The sequence below is a fragment of the Stenotrophomonas sp. 2201_Sma genome (genome assembly GCF_056486685.1).
In genome coordinates this window covers 1,566,234-1,584,882 of the sequence record NZ_CM151329.1, presented here as the reverse complement: position 1 = coordinate 1,584,882, position 18,649 = coordinate 1,566,234, and the positions used below count along the sequence as shown (strand labels likewise).

24 protein-coding genes are annotated in these 18,649 nt (G+C 65.4%); 20 read left to right on the top strand and 4 right to left on the bottom strand.

The window, feature by feature from the left end; all coding sequences use genetic code 11:
- The first annotated feature begins 194 nt into the window (after positions 1-194).
- Together ACZLIF_RS07445 and ACZLIF_RS07440 are read left to right on the top strand one after the other, a co-directional pair.
- A complete protein-coding gene (locus ACZLIF_RS07445) occupies positions 195-1,538 on the top strand; it encodes a diguanylate cyclase (protein ID WP_065176205.1) in 1,344 nt (447 codons plus the stop codon).
- An 86-nt stretch (positions 1,539-1,624) separates the two neighbouring features.
- Entirely contained in the window at positions 1,625-2,086 is a 462-nt protein-coding gene (locus ACZLIF_RS07440) for a bacteriohemerythrin (protein ID WP_053516564.1), read from the top strand.
- Here the strand turns inward: ACZLIF_RS07440 and ACZLIF_RS07435 are convergent, their stop codons facing one another.
- Positions 2,087-3,367, bottom strand: a complete 1,281-nt coding sequence (locus ACZLIF_RS07435) for an MFS transporter (RefSeq protein ID WP_128987864.1) — start codon at positions 3,365-3,367, stop codon at positions 2,087-2,089.
- A gap of 149 nt (positions 3,368-3,516) precedes the next feature.
- Complete coding sequence (locus ACZLIF_RS07430; protein WP_128987863.1) at positions 3,517-5,013, bottom strand: aldehyde dehydrogenase; 1,497 nt, start codon at positions 5,011-5,013, stop codon at positions 3,517-3,519.
- Between the two features lie 147 nt (positions 5,014-5,160).
- Here ACZLIF_RS07430 and aptA point away from each other — a divergent pair, with 147 nt between their 5' ends.
- The 3 genes from aptA to ACZLIF_RS07415 all read left to right on the top strand — a co-directional run bounded on the left by aptA (position 5,161) and on the right by ACZLIF_RS07415 (position 8,857).
- A complete protein-coding gene (aptA, locus tag ACZLIF_RS07425) occupies positions 5,161-6,513 on the top strand; it encodes an omega-aminotransferase AptA (RefSeq protein WP_053516562.1) in 1,353 nt (450 codons plus the stop codon).
- A gap of 63 nt (positions 6,514-6,576) precedes the next feature.
- A complete protein-coding gene (locus ACZLIF_RS07420; protein ID WP_128987862.1) occupies positions 6,577-7,455 on the top strand; it encodes a ParB N-terminal domain-containing protein in 879 nt (292 codons plus the stop codon).
- Between the two features lie 115 nt (positions 7,456-7,570).
- Complete coding sequence (locus ACZLIF_RS07415; RefSeq protein ID WP_128987861.1) at positions 7,571-8,857, top strand: DUF445 domain-containing protein; 1,287 nt, start codon at positions 7,571-7,573, stop codon at positions 8,855-8,857.
- Positions 8,858-9,103: 246 nt separating this feature from the next.
- On the opposite strand, the gene ACZLIF_RS07410 is transcribed toward ACZLIF_RS07415, so the two are convergent.
- A complete protein-coding gene (locus ACZLIF_RS07410; RefSeq protein ID WP_128987860.1) occupies positions 9,104-9,328 on the bottom strand; it encodes a hypothetical protein in 225 nt (74 codons plus the stop codon).
- A 73-nt stretch (positions 9,329-9,401) separates the two neighbouring features.
- A complete protein-coding gene (locus ACZLIF_RS07405) occupies positions 9,402-9,938 on the bottom strand; it encodes a helix-turn-helix domain-containing protein (RefSeq protein WP_128987859.1) in 537 nt (178 codons plus the stop codon).
- A gap of 160 nt (positions 9,939-10,098) precedes the next feature.
- Here ACZLIF_RS07405 and ACZLIF_RS07400 point away from each other — a divergent pair, with 160 nt between their 5' ends.
- From ACZLIF_RS07400 to ACZLIF_RS07330, 15 genes are all read left to right on the top strand, one after another.
- Positions 10,099-10,449, top strand: coding sequence for a helix-turn-helix domain-containing protein (locus ACZLIF_RS07400; protein ID WP_100049995.1), 351 nt, complete (start codon positions 10,099-10,101; stop codon positions 10,447-10,449).
- 65 nt (positions 10,450-10,514) lie between these two features.
- Positions 10,515-10,958, top strand: a complete 444-nt coding sequence (locus ACZLIF_RS07395; RefSeq protein ID WP_049436648.1) for a hypothetical protein — start codon at positions 10,515-10,517, stop codon at positions 10,956-10,958.
- A 14-nt stretch (positions 10,959-10,972) separates the two neighbouring features.
- Positions 10,973-12,949: a transposase domain-containing protein gene (locus ACZLIF_RS07390; protein WP_164972339.1), complete on the top strand. Its 1,977-nt coding sequence runs from the start codon at positions 10,973-10,975 to the stop codon at positions 12,947-12,949.
- On the top strand, positions 12,949-14,175 hold the full coding sequence (locus ACZLIF_RS07385) for an AAA family ATPase (protein WP_100049994.1): 1,227 nt from the start codon (positions 12,949-12,951) through the stop codon (positions 14,173-14,175). Before ACZLIF_RS07390 ends, ACZLIF_RS07385 begins: the two co-directional genes overlap by 1 nt.
- On the top strand, positions 14,172-14,405 hold the full coding sequence (locus tag ACZLIF_RS07380) for a hypothetical protein (RefSeq protein ID WP_128987857.1): 234 nt from the start codon (positions 14,172-14,174) through the stop codon (positions 14,403-14,405). The genes ACZLIF_RS07385 and ACZLIF_RS07380 overlap by 4 nt, the downstream gene beginning before the upstream one ends.
- Complete coding sequence (locus ACZLIF_RS07375; RefSeq protein WP_049436652.1) at positions 14,402-14,692, top strand: hypothetical protein; 291 nt, start codon at positions 14,402-14,404, stop codon at positions 14,690-14,692. The genes ACZLIF_RS07380 and ACZLIF_RS07375 overlap by 4 nt, the downstream gene beginning before the upstream one ends.
- A 10-nt stretch (positions 14,693-14,702) precedes the next feature.
- Positions 14,703-15,155 (top strand): hypothetical protein, encoded by a 453-nt coding sequence (locus tag ACZLIF_RS07370; RefSeq protein ID WP_128987856.1) that lies wholly within the window; start codon positions 14,703-14,705, stop codon positions 15,153-15,155.
- A 20-nt stretch (positions 15,156-15,175) separates the two neighbouring features.
- On the top strand, positions 15,176-15,796 hold the full coding sequence (locus ACZLIF_RS07365; RefSeq protein ID WP_128987855.1) for a DUF3164 family protein: 621 nt from the start codon (positions 15,176-15,178) through the stop codon (positions 15,794-15,796).
- The gene (locus ACZLIF_RS07360) at positions 15,793-16,086 is read left to right on the top strand and encodes a hypothetical protein (RefSeq protein ID WP_128987854.1); all 294 of its coding nucleotides are present in this window, start codon (positions 15,793-15,795) and stop codon (positions 16,084-16,086) included. The genes ACZLIF_RS07365 and ACZLIF_RS07360 overlap by 4 nt, the downstream gene beginning before the upstream one ends.
- Positions 16,073-16,525 (top strand): hypothetical protein, encoded by a 453-nt coding sequence (locus ACZLIF_RS07355; RefSeq protein ID WP_049436656.1) that lies wholly within the window; start codon positions 16,073-16,075, stop codon positions 16,523-16,525. Before ACZLIF_RS07360 ends, ACZLIF_RS07355 begins: the two co-directional genes overlap by 14 nt.
- On the top strand, positions 16,522-16,938 hold the full coding sequence (locus ACZLIF_RS07350; RefSeq protein ID WP_206733958.1) for a gp16 family protein: 417 nt from the start codon (positions 16,522-16,524) through the stop codon (positions 16,936-16,938). Before ACZLIF_RS07355 ends, ACZLIF_RS07350 begins: the two co-directional genes overlap by 4 nt.
- Positions 16,935-17,198, top strand: coding sequence for a hypothetical protein (locus tag ACZLIF_RS07345; RefSeq protein ID WP_128987853.1), 264 nt, complete (start codon positions 16,935-16,937; stop codon positions 17,196-17,198). The genes ACZLIF_RS07350 and ACZLIF_RS07345 overlap by 4 nt, the downstream gene beginning before the upstream one ends.
- Positions 17,198-17,788, top strand: a complete 591-nt coding sequence (locus tag ACZLIF_RS07340) for a hypothetical protein (protein WP_128987852.1) — start codon at positions 17,198-17,200, stop codon at positions 17,786-17,788. Before ACZLIF_RS07345 ends, ACZLIF_RS07340 begins: the two co-directional genes overlap by 1 nt.
- The gene (locus tag ACZLIF_RS07335) at positions 17,788-18,204 is read left to right on the top strand and encodes a Mor transcription activator family protein (protein ID WP_049436658.1); all 417 of its coding nucleotides are present in this window, start codon (positions 17,788-17,790) and stop codon (positions 18,202-18,204) included. Before ACZLIF_RS07340 ends, ACZLIF_RS07335 begins: the two co-directional genes overlap by 1 nt.
- Positions 18,205-18,213: 9 nt before the next feature.
- A complete protein-coding gene (locus tag ACZLIF_RS07330) occupies positions 18,214-18,561 on the top strand; it encodes a hypothetical protein (RefSeq protein WP_128987851.1) in 348 nt (115 codons plus the stop codon).
- Positions 18,562-18,649: the final 88 nt, after the last annotated feature.

Sequence of the window (18,649 nt, the reverse complement as noted above, 5' to 3'; positions counted from 1 at the left end):
TAATGGTGTCCGCCCGAACCGCTGGCACGAAGGCCGCATCGCTCGGTGGGTACCCGCAGTACGCGTGCCACAGCGCGCCGCTGTCAGCGGCCGGAACAAGGGGCATGCAGCGACCCAGGACCACTCACCACTAAAGTTACGGCCGAAACCGCCGCTACCCGTGCCAAGACTTCCCTGACGTGAGCCTCCGCATCATGCCCGTCCTGCCGCAGGCCGCCGTCGATGGCGACCTCGCCGATCCGCTTCCGCAGCGGATCCTGCTGGTCGAAAACTCCCGTGCCTTCACCGGCATGCTGCGCGAGGCGATCGAACAGCGCCTGGAGCTGCCCGTCGTGGTCGCCTCCACCCTGGCCGAGGCCGACCGCCTGCTCAATGAGGGCGGCGGCTGGTTCCTGGTCCTGACCGGCCTGGTTCTGGCCGATGGCGACAGGGACGCGGTGGTCGAATTCTTCCTGAAACGCGATCTGCCCACCGTGGTGGTCAGTGGCGTGTATGACGAGGATCTGCGCAAGCGCGTGCTGCAGCAGCAGATCATCGACTACGTCCTGAAGAACACGCCCGGCAGCATCGACTATCTGGTGTGGCTGGTGCAGCGCCTGGAACGCAACCGTCGCATCGCCGCGCTGGTGGTGGACGATTCGCCCTCGGCACGCGGCTATGCGGCCGCGCTGCTGCGCATGTACGGCCACGAAGTGTACGAGGCTGCCGATGGCAATGAAGGCCTGGCGGCGATCGAGGCCCATCCTGCGATCCGGCTTGCGGTGGTCGACCAGGAGATGCCCGGCATGCAGGGCGTGGAATTCACCCGCCGCCTGCGCACCCTGCGCTCGCGCGACAAGGTGGCGGTGATCGGCATTTCCGGCAATACCGACGCATCACTGATTCCGCGCTTCCTGAAGAACGGCGCCAACGACTTCCTGCGCAAGCCCTTCTCGCGCGAGGAATTCTTCTGCCGCGTGTCGCAGAACGTGGACCAGCTGGAGCTGATCGGCACCCTGCAGGATCTGGCCACCCGGGACTTCCTGACCGGCCTGCCCAACCGCCGCTGCTTCCTGGAACAGAGCCAGCGCCAGCTGCCCCAGCTGCAGACCCATGGCCAGAGCGTGGCGGTGGCGATGATCGATATCGATCACTTCAAGCACATCAACGATACGCACGGCCATGAGGCCGGCGATGACGCCCTGCGTGCCGTGGCCGGGGCGGTGGCCGTGCATGCGCGCAGCCAGGACTTGATCGCGCGCTTCGGCGGCGAGGAGTTCTGCCTGCTGGTGCCGGACATGGAGCAGGACGAGGCAATGCTCTACTTCGAGGAACTCCGCCAGCGCATCGCGGCGCTGGAAGTGGATATCGGCACCGCCACACTGCGCATGACCGTCAGCATCGGCCTGTGCTGCCTCCGCCCGCAACGCGATGCGCTGCATCGCCTGATTTCCGAGGCCGACCGTCAGCTGTACCTGGCCAAGGCCGGTGGCCGCAACCGGGTCAGCTGCACCACCATGGGCAGCCCACTGCGCCCACGCGAACCCGCCCTGCCCTGATCGATCCGCTTTGATCCAGATCAACGCTGCCTGCCGGCAGCAGCCCTACAGTCGGCCCCGACATCACGCATGAAGGGGAGCCGGGGATGGCATTACTGGTCTGGCAGGACGATCTGAACATCGGCATCGATGTGATCGACCAACAACACCGCCGCATCATCGAGATGCTCAATCACCTGCATGTGGCCCAGGCCAGCATGCAGCGTGCGGCTGTCGGCGAAGTGATCGACGAGGTGGTTGATTACACCATGTCGCACTTCGCGTTCGAAGAAGAGCTGATGGAGGAAGCCGGCTATCCGTTCTGCGCTGCCCACAAGCGCGTGCATGAGGTCTTCATCAAGCGCGTGGCCGAGTACCGGCTGCGGTTCCAGGCCGGCGAGGACATCAGCGACGAGCTGCGCACGATGCTCTCGCGCTGGCTGTTCAACCACATCCGCGGTGACGACCAGGCCTACGCCGAACAGGTCAAGTCACATCTGAACCAGTTCACCCGTGAACACCAGGGCGGGGGCTGGCTGGGCCGCACGCTCAAGCGGATCTTCGGCTGATCAGCGCACGCGACGCTGCAGTGCCACCAGTGCGGCCAACGTCGCAATCGCGGTCAGGCACAGGTAGTAGCCGACCGCGACGAGGCCGAAGCGCTCGGCCAGCCAGGTCGCCAGGTACGGGGCGGGTGCCGCGCCGAGAATGCCGGCCAGATTGAACGACAGCGATGCGCCGGTATAGCGCACCTCCACCGGATAGATCTCGGCCAGGAATGTGCCGCAGGGGCCATAGGTCAGGCCCATCAGGAACAGACCCAGGCACAGGAAGCCCAGCACCAGCCACGGGCTGCCGGGCTGGAACAACGGCGCAAACAGCAGGCCGAAGCCCAGGATCAGCACGCTGGCGACGATCATCGTCCGGCGGGTGCCCCAACGGTCGCCGTAGCGCGCCGACAGCGGGATGCCCAGCGCGAAGAACAGCATGGCGGCCATCTGCATCAGCAGGAACTGCTCGCGGCTGTAACCGAGTACCGCCGTGCCATGGCCCAGGCTGAATACCGTCATCAGATAGAACAGCACGAAGGTGGCGAATGCGCCCAGCGTACCCAGCAGCATCGGCACGGGATGGTCGCGCAGCACCGTCCACATCGGCAGCCGCACCGGCGCTCTGCGTTCCAGTGCCTTCTGGAAGTCCGGCGTCTCATGGATGTTCAGGCGCACCCACAGGCCCAGCCCGACCAGCAATGCGCTGGCCACGAACGGAATACGCCAGCCCCACTGCAGGAAGTCGTCCTGCCCCATGCTTCGGCCCAGCACCAGGAAGATGCCTGCCGACAGCAGGAAACCGAGCGGCGCGCCCAGCTGCGGGAACATGCCGTACCACGCGCGCTTGCCCGGTGGTGCGTTCTCGGTTGCCAGCAGCACCGCCCCGCCCCACTCGCCGCCCAGCCCCAGCCCCTGGCCGAACCGGCACAGCGCCAGCAGCGCCGGAGCCCACAGCCCGATCTGCGCATGGGTCGGCAGCAGGCCGATTGCGACAGTCGACAGTCCCATGGTGAGCAATGCCGCGACCAGGGTGGCCTTGCGGCCGATGCGGTCGCCGAAGTGGCCGAATACCGCCGAACCCACCGGCCGCGCGATGAACGCCACGGCGAACGTGGCCAGGGATTGCAGCAGCGCGGCCTGGTCACTGCTTTCCGGAAAGAACAGATGCGGGAACACCAGCACCGCGGCGGTGGCGTAGATGTAGAAGTCGAAGAACTCGATGGTCGTGCCGATCAGGCTGGCCAGCAGTACACGGCGAGGGGAATTCACGGGTGACGCGGCAGCGGTGATCGTCGACATCGGCAAGGCAGGCAATCCGGATCGTCCGATTCTGCCACGCATGACCCGGCAGGCGTGACGATGGTTTCAGCCGACACGGATGCAATCACACGCGATGCGATGTGTTCAGGGCGGTGGTGCCGCCGCTCCCTTCGGGGCGCGGCCCGCTGCTACAGCTGGATCCAGGTGGCCTTGATCTCGCTGTACTTGTCGAAGGCATGCAGTGATTTGTCGCGCCCATTGCCGGACTGCTTGTAGCCCCCGAAGGGGGCGGTCATGTCACCGCCGTCCCAGCCGTTGACCCAGACGCTGCCCGCGCGCAGCTGCCGCGCAACCCGGTGTGCCCGGCCCAGGTCCCGCGTCCACACGCCCGCCGCCAGGCCGTAGCGGCTGTCATTGGCCAGGCGCACCGCTTCGGCCTCGTCGTCGAAACCCAGCACCGCCAGCACCGGACCGAACACCTCCTCGCGCGCCAGGGCCTGTTCCGGCCGGACCTGGTCGAACACGGTCGGCTGCACGTAGCAGCCGCCTGCTTCCACCTCGGCGCGGCGTCCCCCCAGCAGCAGGCGCGCTCCGTCAGCTTCGGCCATGGCGATGTCCGCCAGTACCTTGTCCACATGCGCGGCATCGACGAGGGCACCCATCGGTGCGTCGGCCTCCAACGGGTGACGCGGCTGCATGCGCTGGCCATGGGCGATCACCCGATGCACGAACTCCTCGCGGATCGAACGCTGCACCAGCAGCCGCGAGCCGGCGGTGCAGACTTCTCCCTGGTTGAAGAAGATGCCCTGCGCCACCCCCTTGGCCGCCCGCTCCAGGTCGGGCGCATCGGCAAACACGATATGCGGGCTCTTGCCGCCGCACTCCAGCCAGACCCGCTTCAGATTGGAGCGCCCGGCATGCTCGAGCAGCTTGGCGCCGGTGGCGGTGGAGCCGGTGAAGGCCAGCACGTCGACATCCCTGTGCAGCGCCAGCGGCTCGCCCACGCGGGCACCATCGCCCGGCAGAACGTTGAGCACGCCATCAGGCAGACCGGCCTCGCTGGCCAGCGCTGCCAGCCGCAACGCCGTCAGCGGCGAGCGCTCGGAAGGCTTGAGGATCACCGAATTGCCCATGGCCAGCGCCGGCGCGATCTTCCAGCAGGCCATCAGCAACGGGAAGTTCCACGGCACGATGGCGCCGACCACACCCGCAGGCTCACGCGTGACCAGGCCCAGCTCCTGGGGGCCGGTCGGTGCGATCTCTCCGTACAGCTTGTCCACCGCCTCTGCGGTCCAGGCCAGGCAACGCACCACGCCCGGCAGGTCGATGCGCCGTGCATCGCGCACCGGCTTGCCCATGTCCAGCGTTTCCAGCAGGGCCAGTTCGTCGGCATGCGCTTCCACCAGTGCCGCCAATGCCAACAGCACGCGCTTGCGTTGCGCTGGGCTCACCTGCGACCAGTCGCCGGCCTCGAAGGCGCGCCGTGCCGCCTGCACGGCACGCTCCACGTCCTGCGCGTCGCAGTCGGCGACGGTGCCAAGCACGCGGCCGTCGATCGGGCTGACGCAGTCGAAGCGGGCACCGCTGGCGGCATCCACGTAGCGGCCCGCGATGAAGGCCTGGCCGGGAATGGAGAGCTGGCCGGCCAGCGCCTGCCAGTGGCTGCGGTCGGGGAAATCGGCCATGACAGGATCCTGCAGTGCGTGTCGTTCCGGTTATACCGGTGCCGCCGCGACCTCGCCGTGACAGGCCATGCCCCGTGTGCACGGCGGGCATGGTCCGGGCGATGACGGCTGCGCTACAGTCCCTGCATCGGACCCGACGGAACCGGCATGAAGAACCCCGCGAGCGACGTGCACGAGCTGGCCATCCAGCGCCCCGACTCCCTGGAGGCGTACTGGATGCCCTTCACCGCCAACCGCCAGTTCAAGGGCGCGCCGCGCATGCTGGTACGGGCCGAAGGCATGCATTACGAAGACGTGGACGGGCGCCCGGTTCTCGATGGCACCGCCGGCCTGTGGTGCTGCAATGCCGGCCACGCCCGCCCGCGCATCGTCGAGGCGATTGTCGAACAGGCACGCACCCTGGATTACTCACCCGCCTTCCAGATGGGTTCGCCACCGGCATTCGCGCTGGCGCAGCGTCTGGCCGCGCTGGCTCCGGCCGGGCTCAACCACGTGTTCTTCACCAACTCGGGCTCCGAGGCGGTGGATACCGCGATGAAGATCGTGCTGGCCTATCACCGCCAGCGCGGCGAAGGCCAGCGTACCCGTTTCATCAGCCGCGAGAAGGCTTATCACGGTGTGGGCTTCGGCGGCATGGCGCTCGGCGGCCTGCCCAACAACCGCCGCCAGTTCGGCCTGCAGCTGGCGGGCGTGGACTATCTGCGGCACACCCTGGATCTGCAGCGCAACGCGTTCAGCAAGGGCCTGCCGCGCCAGGGCGCGGAACTGGCCGACGATCTGGAGCGGCTGATCGCCCTGCACGACGCGTCCACCATTGCGGCCGTGTTCGTCGAGCCCATCGCCGGTTCTGCGGGAGTGATCCTGCCTGCGCCCGGCTATCTGCAACGGCTGCGGGAGATCTGCGACCAGCACGGCATCCTGCTGGTGTTCGACGAGGTCATCACCGGTTTCGGCCGGGTCGGCATGCCGTTCGCCGCGCAGCGTTTCGGCGTCACGCCGGACCTGCTGACCTTTGCCAAGGGAGTCAGCAACGGCGCGGTTCCGCTGGGTGGCGTGCTGGCCAGCGATGCGGTTCACGCCGGCCTGATGCAGGGCCCGGCACAGGCCATCGAGCTGTTCCATGGCTATACCTATTCGGGGCACCCGCTGGCCTGCGCGGCAGCCCTGGCCACACTCGACGTCTATGCAGAGGAGCGCCTGTTCGAGCGCGCCATCGAACTGGGCGAGTACTGGCAGGAGCGGCTGCACGCCCTGCAGGGGCTCCCCAACGTGATCGACATCCGCAACTTCGGACTGGTCGGTGCGGTCGAGCTGGCCCCGCGCAAGGATGCTCCGGGCAGCCGTGGTCACGAGGTCTACCGGCGCTGTTTCCACGACGGCGGACTGCTGGTGCGCTGTACGGGCGACATCATCGCGCTGTCGCCGCCACTGATCGTGGACAAGCCCCAGATCGACCAGATCACCAGCACTCTGGGCGAGATGATCCGGGCCACCGCGTAAGCCCGGGCCGGCGACAGCAAGCAGGTACAATGGTCGGTTCCGTTCCTGCTCGTTGCCATGCCCATGGACATCGTCGTCAAAGAAGAACTCAAGGCCTACATCGACCCGCTCACGCCCGACGAACATGAGGCGCTGGAGCGCAGCATCCTCGCCGAGGGCTGCCGCGATGCACTGGTACTGTGGGGCGATGTCCTGGTGGATGGCCATAACCGCTACGGCATCTGCCAGAAGCATGGCCTGCCGTTCAACACGGTGCAGAACAGCCGCTTCCAGAGCATGGAGGACGTGCACCTGTGGATGATCGAACAGCACCTGGGCCGCCGCAGCGTGTCCGATTTCCAGCGCGGCGTGCTGGCCCTGCGCAAGCGCGACATCCTGTCGGCACGCAAGCAGATCGAGCAGGCCCAGCTGCAACGCGAAAGCGATGGCACCGCCGCATCGGCCGACGATACCGGTGAAGACAGCCCACCGTGGGAACCCGCGCCGAAAATCAGCCGTGCGGAACTGGCCCGCGAAGCGAAGCTGAGCACCAGCCAGGTCGGCATGATCGAACGCATTCACGCACAGGCCGCCGCCGAAGTCGTGGAAGCAGTCAAGGCCGGCGTGATCTCGATCAGCGCAGCCGCGGCCGTGGCCGACCTGCCCGAGGAAGAGCAGCGCGCGGCAGCCGCAGGCGGCAAGGACGAACTGAAGCAGGCCGCCAAGCGCGTACGCGAGTCCAAGCGCAAGCCGCGCGCGGCGAAGCCAGAACCGGCGGAAATGGCGTTCGATGAGCCCAGCGAGGACGAGATCGCCCTGCGCGATGCGGAAGTGCTGTCCGCGCTGGAGCAGTTGGGTGAGGATGCGCCGGCGCTGCGCCGACGCGTCGTCGCGCTCACTCGCGAGAACGATGCCCTGCGCACGCAGCTGGCGGCATTGCGCAGGCAGCTGGAAGCGCTGTAACGAATGGGTAGCGCTGGGCCATGCCCGGCGAGCGCAGCGGGCCCTGAAAAGCCGCCGGGCATGGCCCGGCGCTACCGATGCGCCGGCATCATCCGGTGGCGGTTAGACTGCCGCCATGACGTCCGCAATCGATCCGCGCCGCGCCCAGCTGCGACGCCTGAAAGCCATCGCCTTGGGCCTGCTGGTGTTGATGTTGGCCGGTTTTGCGGTCAGCCACTGGCAGGGCGAGCGCGGCGCCTGGGCCTGGGTATCCGCCTTCTGCGAGGCGGCAGCGGTGGGCGCGCTGGCAGACTGGTTCGCGGTGGTCGCCCTGTTCCGCAGGCCGATGGGCCTGCCGATTCCCCATACCGCCATCATTCCGCGCAGCAAGGAGCGCATCGGCGACAGCCTGGCGCTGTTCGTGCGCGATCAGTTCCTGGAACCGCAGGTGCTGCTGGCCAAGCTGAAGGTGTTCGATCCGGCTGGCCGTCTCGGCAGTTGGCTGGCCGAACCGGCACGCGCACGCATGCTGGCCGACATGGCACGCGGCTGGGCGTTGCAGGCACTGGACTTCTTCGATGAACGCGCCGTGCGCCGGCAGCTGCACGCGTTCGTGGTGCAGCAGTTGCGACAGTGGAACGCGGCATCCACCGCCGGCGAGCTGCTTGCCCTGCTGACCGCCGACGGGCGCCACCAGCGTGTGCTGGACGAGGGCCTGCAGAGACTGGGACGCTGGCTGGAGCAGCCGGAAGTGAAGGAGCGCGCGTCGCAGCTGATCGTGCGCTACATCCAGCGCGAATGGCCGACGCTCTCAAGCACGGTGAACTGGGTGAAACCCATCGACGAGATCGGTGACAGCCTGGCCGAGCGGCTGGCACGCGCCGTGCTGGAGGAGCTGCAGCAGGTACTGGCCGAGCCGCAGCATCCGCTGCGGCAGGATTACGAGGCGTGGCTGGGCAACTACGTCCAGCGCCTGCGCGAAGACCCGGCGCTGGCCGAGCGCATCGAACAGCTCAAGCAGGAGATGATCGACCATCCTGCCCTGCAGGAGTACGTGCAGGGGCTCTGGGCACGCATCCACGCCAGTCTGCGCGCCGACCTGCAGCGTGAGGATTCGGCGCTGGTCGGCCACCTGCAGCGCAGCCTCGCCTCGCTGGGAAGCACCCTGCAGTCCGACCCGGCACTGCGCGATGCACTGAACCAGCATCTGCTGGAAGGCGCACAGCGCCTGACCGGGCGACTGCGCGAGGGGGTCACCACGCACATCGCACAGACGGTCAGGGGCTGGGACGAGCGCCATCTGGTCGAGCAGCTGGAACTGAGCGTCGGGCGCGATCTTCAGTTCATCCGCTTCAACGGCACGCTGGTTGGCGGCCTGATCGGCCTGCTGCTGCACGCGGCAACGGTGGTGTTCCGCTTCTGAGCGTGGGTCCGCTGACCTGCTGCGTGGGTGTTGGGGGACTTAGAGATTGAGAACGGGGAAAAAACGGGATGAAACGGGATGAAATGGGACGAAAGCCCCGTCTGGCAAGCGTTTCACCCGTCGAGTGACATCTATCGATAGATAGAGCTCGGTTTGCGAAACCAGCCCTATCTGACCCGATTGGACACCAGAAATGCAAAACGGCCGCCATCACTGGCGGCCGTTTGACTTGTGTTTAAAGGGGCTTCAACGGGCTGGCGGTGCATCGGGTGGATCGCAGATGTTCTGCAGACAGTCCTCCAGGCCCTTGAGCCTGACCAGCACCTGGTCGAGCTGCTCCTGGCTCAGATATTTGAGGGAAGGAACGCCGAGGCGGAGCAGATCCCGTTCAACTTCCCGCTGCCAACCGTAGCGGGCGGCGAGATCCTGGATCTCATAGCGCGCGCGAGCGCGACGCAGATGCACTGGCATTGCCAGCACCGGGTCCGAAAGCCTTGTCTCCCAATGATTCCGAGGGATCGCGTCCCGCAGAATCGCCCTCAATCTACCTACCAGTTGCCGCTGTTCCTGCATCCTTTGCCCCTGTAACGATCATCCCGACTGTCTGCTGGGCAAACGGCCTTACGTCCGCTTCCGGCAGTCCCTTTTCCAGCAGCTGAGCCAGCAGAACAAGCGCCTCGCCATACTGGGCCGGGGCCAGTGCAGCATCCGCGTCATCAAGCGCCTCCTGGAGCAGTTGCGCGGCGATCTTCACAGACGACTGGCTCACTACCTGAGACTGCCGCAAGTCATTGTTTTGACGCGGAATCGTGCCGGAATCCAGGCGTTCATCGCCTGAGCCTGTGAGCAGCCAATTGGCGTTCCAGCCGCGCCGGACAAGTGCGCCCAGCCCATCCGACCCGATCTCTCTGACGCCCCGCTCCCAGCGGCTGTACGTGGTCTTTGACACCCCCAATGCATGCGCCATTTCCGCCTGGGTCATATGCGCCCGAACGGAAACGAGTCGCGCGCCAATTTGCGCCCATTCGGACTTCGCACTTTCATCAGGTGAAGCGCGAAAGGCTGTGGACGTGTCATTCATGGTTTCGCACTTCCCGTAAGTGTCTGTTTGTAAAGCTAAAAATCATTACGTTTTCCGTATGGGCGCAAAAAGGGAAGTGCGAAGTCCGCTTGGACGTTGACACGCGTCCATTTGGACGTATGATCTGCGCCGTAGACATCACTCAACGGACAGATACGAAGTGTCAGCAACGACTACCCCGAGAAAAGCCAGTCCCGCCAAGGACTGGCATCCCGCCGATGTCGTAGCGGCGCTGCATCGCAAGGAAATCTCCCTGCGGCAGCTCGCACTACTGAACGGCTACACCAACGCTAACAGCCTCAATACAGCACTCCGCCGGCCGTACCCGCAGGCGGAGGCGCTGATCGCCGAGGCCCTTGGAAAGAAGCCCCAGGCCATCTGGCCCACCCGATACGACGCCGACGGTAAGCCGAACCGTGGCCCAGGAGGCCGCAAACCGCTGCTGCCCCCCGATGCAAAGCCTAGCAGCCTGCGGACAGGCCGCAATCCACAAATTGGCGCCCCGCAATGAACAGCGCCTCTATCTACCGCTTCCCCCAGGCGCACAGGCGCCCCCACCGAGCAGGAGACGCAAGGATGAATCGTCAGCCCAGCCAGCCCTATGACTTCTTCTTGACCCCACGCCCCTCGGCGCCGGTCAACGGCACCATGGATTACCGCAAGTCCGTCAGCATGCTGGTCGGCCAGATGCTGGAGGCCGCGCACGCTGCAGGTCTGGATCGGCACGAAGTAGCCGCACGCGCCAGTCGCCTGACTGGCCAGAACGTATCCAAGGCGATGCTCGACGGCTACACCGCGCCCAGCCGTGAAACGTTCAACATTCCGCTGTGGGTTGCCCCCGTGCTGGAAGTGATCTGCGGCGGGACGCTGCTCGCTGAGTGGCAGGCCCAGGTCATCGGTGGCCAGCTGCTGCTGGGTGCCGAAACCTTGGACGTTGAAATCGGCCGCGCCCACCGTGAGCGTGTCGTCGCAAGCCAGCGCCTGCGCCAGCTGCACCGCCTGAGCGTGAGGGCATCCTAATGGCGGACGGCAACATGCCCCCCCGTTCGATGCTGGACCTGGCCACCTTGGCCAGCAGCCTGGGCAAGACCAAGCGAGCCGTCGAGATCCGCGCAAAGCGTGAAGGCTGGGCGTTTGAGGAAAAGGCCACTCGCGGTGGTCGTCGCCGACTGTATGCCGTTGATGCGCTACCGCCAGACGTACAGGCCGCAGCTGTCATCGCGGGTCAGGTCAGCGAGACGCCGCAGCGGGCCGTGGCGGTTCGCCAGGCCAACGTCGATTCCATCGCGTCCGCATGGAAGCGCTACGAGGCCGTCCCGCAGCATTTGAAGGACGAAGCCGCACGCCGCCTGCGCGCCCTGCAGGCCGTTGAGGCGCTGCAGGCTGCGGGCCATCCTTTGATGGCAGCGCGTCAGATCGTCGCCAGCCAGATGCAGCGCGACCAGGTCGGCGGCGTGAGCGTGGCCAGCCTGGGTCGCTGGGCCGCGCTGGTGGCCAAAGCCGAGAAGCAGCACCGCCTGGCGCTGTTGGTGCCGGCATACGCCGCGACCAAGGCCAAGGCTGAGATTCACGCCGAGGCCTGGGATCTGTTCAAGGCCGACTATCTGCGGGTCGAGGCTCCGAGTGCGCAAAGCTGCTATGACCGGCTGCAGCGCATCGCCGCCACCAAGGATTGGCCCGCACTTCCGTGCGCCAAGACGTTCATCCGCCGTGTTGAGGCAGAACTGCCGCGCGCCGTCCTGGTGATGGCCCGCGAAGGCCAGGAGCGATTCAATCAGACGTTCCCGGCCCAGGAGCGCGACCGCAGCGTGTTCCACGCGCTGGAGGCAGTGAACAGCGACGGCCACAAGTTCGACGTGTTCGCACGTTGGCCGGACGGCACGGTTGCGCGCCCCATCATGGTGGGTGTCCAGGATCTCTACAGCGGCAAACTGCTGGGCTACCGCATCGCCGAAACCGAGTCGTCGGACCTTGCACGCTTCGCGTTCCGTGACGTGATCGAGCGCTACGGCATTCCCGGCAAGGTCTGGCTGGATAACGGTCGCGGCTTCGCCTCCAAGATGCTGACCGGCGGCACCGCAAATCGCTTCCGATTCAAGGTGAAAGAAGACGATCCGACCGGCCTCCTGACGGCAATGGGCTGCGAGATCCACTGGGCAACGCCGTATCACGGCCAGGCCAAGCCCATCGAGCGCGCCTGGCGTGACCTGTGCGACCGCGTTGCCAAGCACCCGGCATTCGCTGGCGCCTACACGGGTAACAAGCCCGACGCAAAGCCCGAGAACTACGGCAGCAAGGCCATTCCGCTGGATGAGTTCGTGCGTGTCCTGAATGAGGAAATCGCGGCCCACAACGCTCGCGAGGGCCGGCGCACTCGCACCGCTGCAGGCCGGAGCTTTGATTCCGCGTTTGAGTCCAGCTATGCGCAGTCCACGATCCGCAAGGCATCGCCTGAGCAGCTGCGGGAAATGCTCCTGTCTACGGACGTGGTCACCTGTGACCGCCGTGATAGCAGCGTTCGTCTGTCCGGCAATCGGTACTGGAGCGACGCCATCGCCCCGTTTGCAGGTCAAAAGGTGATGCTTCGCTTTGATCCCGAGCATCTGCACCAGGCTGTGCATGCGTACACCTTGGCCAACGTCTACATCGGCCAGCTGGACTGCATCGCCGCCGTTGGCTTCGCCGATACAGGCGCCGCCCGTGAACACGCCAGGGCAAAGAAGCAATACCGCCAGGCAACACGTAAGCAGCTGGACGCGGAGCGCCGGATGGAAGCGGCCAGCGTGGCCAACCAGCTGCCGTCGCCGCTGCCCGAATCGCTGCCGCCTGCAGGCGTGATCGCGCCGCTGTTCGGTCGCCGGCAGCCGCCGCGCGTACAGGAAGCCGAGCCCGCCGAACGGCTGCGCACCGGCACCGACGACAACGAAAGCGCGTTCGTGTCGCTGATGGATCGCATGCAGGCCCAGCAGCGCCGGAACAGCCTGTGGACCACGCCTGACGGGGAAGCCTGATGCAAAGCAACCCCGCCACCGGCTACCAGCGTCGGCAGGCCTACCTCCAGCGCATACGCAATGAAGGTTCGCACCCACTTCGCCACCAGGCACAAGCCCGTTTCAGATCCGGCGTAGACACCCGGACCAACCCGAAAGCGACAGCAGCAGGCGGTGGCATCGCCCGCCGCAGATCGAAGCTCGCCGCCCTCAAACGTCCGCCCCTTCCACCCGTTGCCCCGCTGCACCCGCACCAATCCAAGGAACCCAACACGATGAATCTGGCCGTCACCCCGATCACCCCCGAAGAATTGTCACCGGAGCAGCTCGCCGATCTGCGCGACCGTCTGCGCATCACCCTGGAAGAGGACAAGAACCTGAGCCAGGCCCGCTTGGCAAAGGAATCGGACATCAGCAGCGCCACGCTTTCGCAGTTCTTGGGCGGCACCTATGCGGGCAACCAGCAAAACGTGGCTCGCAAGCTGGCCGGTTGGCTCAATGTCCGCGATGAGCGCATCAGCAACGGCAAGCTGCCCGAAGGCCCCGAGTTCGTCACCACGCCGACCAGCGAGAAGCTGCGCGCCGTCCTGCAGTACGCCCACATGGCAGGCGACATTGCAGTGATCGCTGGCGGCGCGGGCCTGGGCAAGACCGTCACGAACAAGCGCTATGCAGCCGTGAGCCCGAACGTCTGGCACGTCGAATTGACCCCGGCCACTGGCGGCGTGCTTACCTGCCTGCAGGAGATTGCCGCAGTCATGGGCCTGCGCGACCTGGTTAACTCCGCCGCCTACATCCAGCGGGCCATCTTCCAGAAGGTGCGCAACACCAGCGGCCTGCTGATCCTGGATGAAGCACAGCACCTGACCGTGCAGGCGCTGGACATGGTCCGCGCCATCAACGATCAGACCAGCATCGGCCTTGTGCTGTGTGGCAATGATCGTGTCATCACGCAGATGACGGGCGGCAATCGCGCTCCGTTCCTTGATCGCCTGTATAGCCGGGTCGGCAAGCGACTGGTCATTCACAAGGTGGTCAAGGGTGACGCCGACGCGATCATTGACGCCTGGAACATCGCCGATGCCGGTTGCCGCGATCAGATCCGGCAGATTGCCGACCTTCCGGGCGCACTCCGCGTCCTGAACAAGGTGCTGCGCCTTGCCTCGATCTACTCGCAGGCCAAGAACGAGCGGATCTGCTGCGAGTCCATCCGCTACGCGGCCAAAGAACTGGGCGTGCTGGTGTGACCACGTCCATTTCCCATCTCACGGCCGACCTGGTGTCGGCTGTGGGCGGCATCGCCAGGCTGGCATCACCGGATGCACTGCCGGCGCGCTGCCTGATCATCCAGCGCTGCTATGCGCTGGCCACCCCATTCGATTCGCTGACCATCGGCCAGTTGCTGCAGTGGAGCAATGAAGCCATCGCAAGCGCCGCTCAAACGGCACCAATCGACAACCAGGAGCGTCTCCCGTGACCACCACCGACAAGAACCGCACCGCCATCCAGCACCAGCTGACCGCCGCACTGGAGGCCATCAACGCCCTGGCCGACAAGGGCCTCACGGCTCGTTCCGTCTCGATCACTGGCGCTCGGCCCGTGATCGTGATCGACCGCCCGCGCGGCGATTCGCTGGTGGGCGCCCAGCACATCCGCGAGCGCAAGGGCCAGCTGGTGACCCGCACGAAGATGGCGACCCCATTCCACGGCTGCCAGGTGGAGTGGGACGTGTGCCAATCCACCCCCACCAGTGGGCTGCATTGAGCAAGACACCATGACGAAGCATGTTCCGTTTCCCAAGTCGCTGCAGCAGCTGCTGCAGCGAATCCTGGAGGCAATCGACCAGGCAGGCGGCTGCATGACGCGCGTCCAGCTGGCCACCACCCTGCACGATGCGCGCCCGCTGGACATCGACGACACCCTGGAGGAGCTGATCGACCGAAACCAGGTCGAACGCCAAGGCAATGATCCGCAGATGCTCTGGCTGGTCCGTGGCTCCACGGGCACCGAGTTTGCTGCCGTGCCGGAGCCCGCGCCGGCCGGTTGCGAGCGGTCACTGCACAACGCCCGAGCGCTCGCCGTGGATCGACGCCTGGAAGCCATTGCCAAGGACGTTCTGGAAACGGCACTGGATGCCCGCGCTGCCGGGCTGCCAGCGCCCCTGCTGCGACTGCTGATGCAGTGCGATGGCGCCCTCAGCGAAGCGCGTAACCACCTCACCCCCTGATGAACAAGGAAACCCCACCCATGCAAGCGAACGCGATTCCCGAAGGCTACCGACAAGACGCCAAGGGGCACCTGGTCCCGGAACAGCACATCAAGGAAATCGACAAGCTGCGCGATGAGCTGGTGCAGGAGCTCGCTGAGCGCGCCCAGGATCTGCACAAGCGCATGGCCGACTTCAAGCGCCATGCCTTCAACAGCATTGCCGCGTTCGTGTCCCTGAGCGCAGAGCAGTACCGCGTCCACATCGGCGGCAAGAAGGGCAACGTCACGCTGGTGGCCTACGATGGCCGATACAAGGTGATCCGCCAGTTCCAGGAGACGATCAAGTTTGACGAACGCCTGCTGGCTGCCAAGGCACTCATCGACCAGTGTCTGGCAGAGTGGACCGAAGGCGCACGCACCGAGATCCGCACCATCATCAACGATGCGTTCCGTGTCGATCAGCAGGGCAACATCCGCACCGGGCAGGTGCTACAGCTGCGGCGTCTGGAGATTGACGATCCGCGCTGGCAGGAAGCCATGCGCGCCATTGGCGAAGCTGTCCAGGTCATGGGGAGCAAGTCCTACGTCCGCGTGTACCAGCGGGACAAGGATGGCGCCTATCAGCCCATCACCCTCGACCTGTCGGCGGTGGCACTGTGACCGCCCGCGTTCCTTCCGAGCTCGCCGAGCTGGCACTGGCTGTGGCGGATGCGACCGTGCGCGCTGACATCGAGATGTTTGCCCGTCAGCAGGACATCGAAGGCTTGATTTTCTATGACCTGAGCTGCGCCGACGATCCGCGCTCTCCAGAGGCCATGGGGTACATCCAGCGGGCGGCCGCTTACATCGAGGCCCGTAGTGACGTGTTCCCCTGGCGCCTGGTGCGCCACATCAGCGCCCCGAGCCTCGTTTGCTTCCGCGATAAGGAGCCTCGCGATGTCGGCGCATAAGAAGTCACCGCTGAGCAAAGAACAGTGGGCGGAAGTCGAGAAGGCACTTGCGACGCCCTACGGCGGTGACGTGGAGTTGATCGCCGATGAACATCGGCTGGTGATCCAGGTAAGGCAGATCAAGACGCTGCGATACGCAGTTATCGTGTTCGTTGATGGGGAGATAAAGCAGGGGTACATGCAGGAAAGCAGCCCCATCGGCGCCAAGTTCTACCGTCCCCGTAAATTCTGCCTCTATAGCAGGGCTCAGCAAGCGCGGATGGTCAAGAGCCTGGGCAAGCGTCGCACTGCCACTATGGTCAAGCAGGGAACCGGAACGATCTACGATCCGGGCTGGCCTTCGGCAGCAGCTCTGCGTCGTCACCTCAGCCGCACGTGCACAAGCATCGAGCTGATCCGCGCTGGATGGTCAGCACGGGTGCCGGAGGGTCACCTATGAAGTCGGCAACCGACCCCCTGCGCCGCGCACAGATCGCCAAGATCAAGGTTGCGCAGAAGGAGCTCGGCATGGATGAGGCGAGCTATCGCGCGCTCTTGCAGCGCGTGACAGGCAAGCAGTCATCCACGCAAATGTCGCCGAGCGAGCGCGATGCGGTGCTGGCTGAGCTGACCAGGCTTGGCTGGAAGGCAAAGCCGGGCAAGCCGCACCCTGACCGCCCGAAGAACACCGACCAGGTTCCGATGCTGCGAAAGGTGGAGGCGCTGCTGGCCAGCGCCAAACGTCCCTGGAACTACGCGCATGCAATGTCAGTGCGCATGTTTCAGGTGGACCGCCTGGAGTTTCTCAAGCATGACCAGCTGCACAGCCTGATTGCTGCGCTACAGATCGACTGCAACCGGAGGGAAGGATGAGCAATACCGTAAGCGAAGCCGAGCGGGAACAAGAGCGACAGAAGGCAACCGGCGAAGCCCTGCGCGTAACCTTCGAGCGCATCAAGACGCTCCCACCGCCGCAGGTGATTCAGTATCTGACCAGCGTTGTGCTGGTCGGAATCGAGCTGCTGCGCGCCAATGGACGAGAGGATGCGTATGTAAGGGAATTTCTGGAGGGAGCCCTGGGTAGCCTGGATGCCCCGCCCATCTTCACATTGAAGGATCTGCGGACGCCCTGATGAGAGCCACCTGTCCCGATTGTGGCTGCCAGGGCCACATCAATGCGTTTCTCCTGGAGGAGGAAGGCAAGCGCCTGGCAGTAACCGTGGCGGCAATGCCGCCCGAGCTTGGCCGAGCGGTGCTGGCCTACCTGGGCCTGTTTAAACCGGCCAAACAGGGCCTGCGAATGGGGCGCGCGGTGAAGCTCGCCCAGGAAGTCGCCGACCTGGTCGCCTCTGGCACGGTCTGCAAGGACGAACGCGGCGGCATCCGACGCCCGGCGCAGGTTCGTCACTGGGTGGCGGGCATCGATCAGATGCTGGTGGCTCGTCCGAACCTGACCCTCCCGCTGGAGTCGCACGGCTACCTGCGCGCGGTCGTGTTCGGCTTGGCCGACCAGGCCGATGCAGCCGCTGAGCGCGAACGAGAGGAACACGCCCGCGCAGGCCGACACCTGGGCACCACGGCACGCGTCAATCCAGGTGCTGGCGAATCCAGGCTGGATCAGCGCTTGGCCTGGATCAGCCAGATGGTGTCGCTGGGCCAGATGTCCGACGACGATGCCGAGCGCGAGCGCGCAGAGGCGCGCGAGAAGTACGGAGAGCATTGATGATCGAGCAACGCGATTGGGTCGGAACACCGGACGCCGATGCAGCCGCCGAGCTGATCGCGGCCGCACCGCTGGATCTGACCGAAAAACAATGGGAGGGCACCTTGGTCGCGTTGGTCGCGGTCATGGAGGCTGCATTCCGTCGCGCCGGCCTGGATGAAGAACAGGCCACCCGGCTGGCCCTTGCCGGCATGCTGGCGCAAGCCGAGTATGCCGGCGGCCGTCAGATCTACATCCCGCAGGGGATGCGCCTGCGCAACGCCCTGCGGGACGCGGAAATCTACCGTCGGGCCAAGCGCGGTAACATTGCGCAGCTGGTGACCGAGTATGGCCTTACTGAGGTTCGGGTCTACGAGATCATTCGTCAGCAACGCCAGCTGCACCTTGCCAGGGTGCAGCGGAATTTTGATTTCTAAGGAGAGATGATGAGTCGGCCGGTGCTGGGCAAAATTGAGTGGACCGTGGTTGCAGTGATTGCGGCGGTGGTGCTGGGGTGCCTCGTTTGGTCCGTATGGGGTTACTCAAGTTGGAAGATCGCCTCTGCCAAGAGCGCGATCATGGAGAAGGCCGGCGTTACCGTCGCGGCATTCACGGATGTCCGCATAGGAGTGGACAAGCGCACTGTCTGCGGACGGGTGTCGTTCGGGCCAGAAGGCTATCGCCGTTTCATGGTCGATCCGGTCGCTGCGGTCATTGATCCGGGTCAGGACGATGGGAGTGTGGATGCCATACTCTGGCGCGACTACCCACGGGCGTGTGCGCGACACGATTAGACCTGCCAGTATCCCTACAAAGGCCCCGCATATGCGGGGCTTTTTCATTGAAGCACTTTAGTCCCCGTCCACTTTCGCGCGCGCGGAA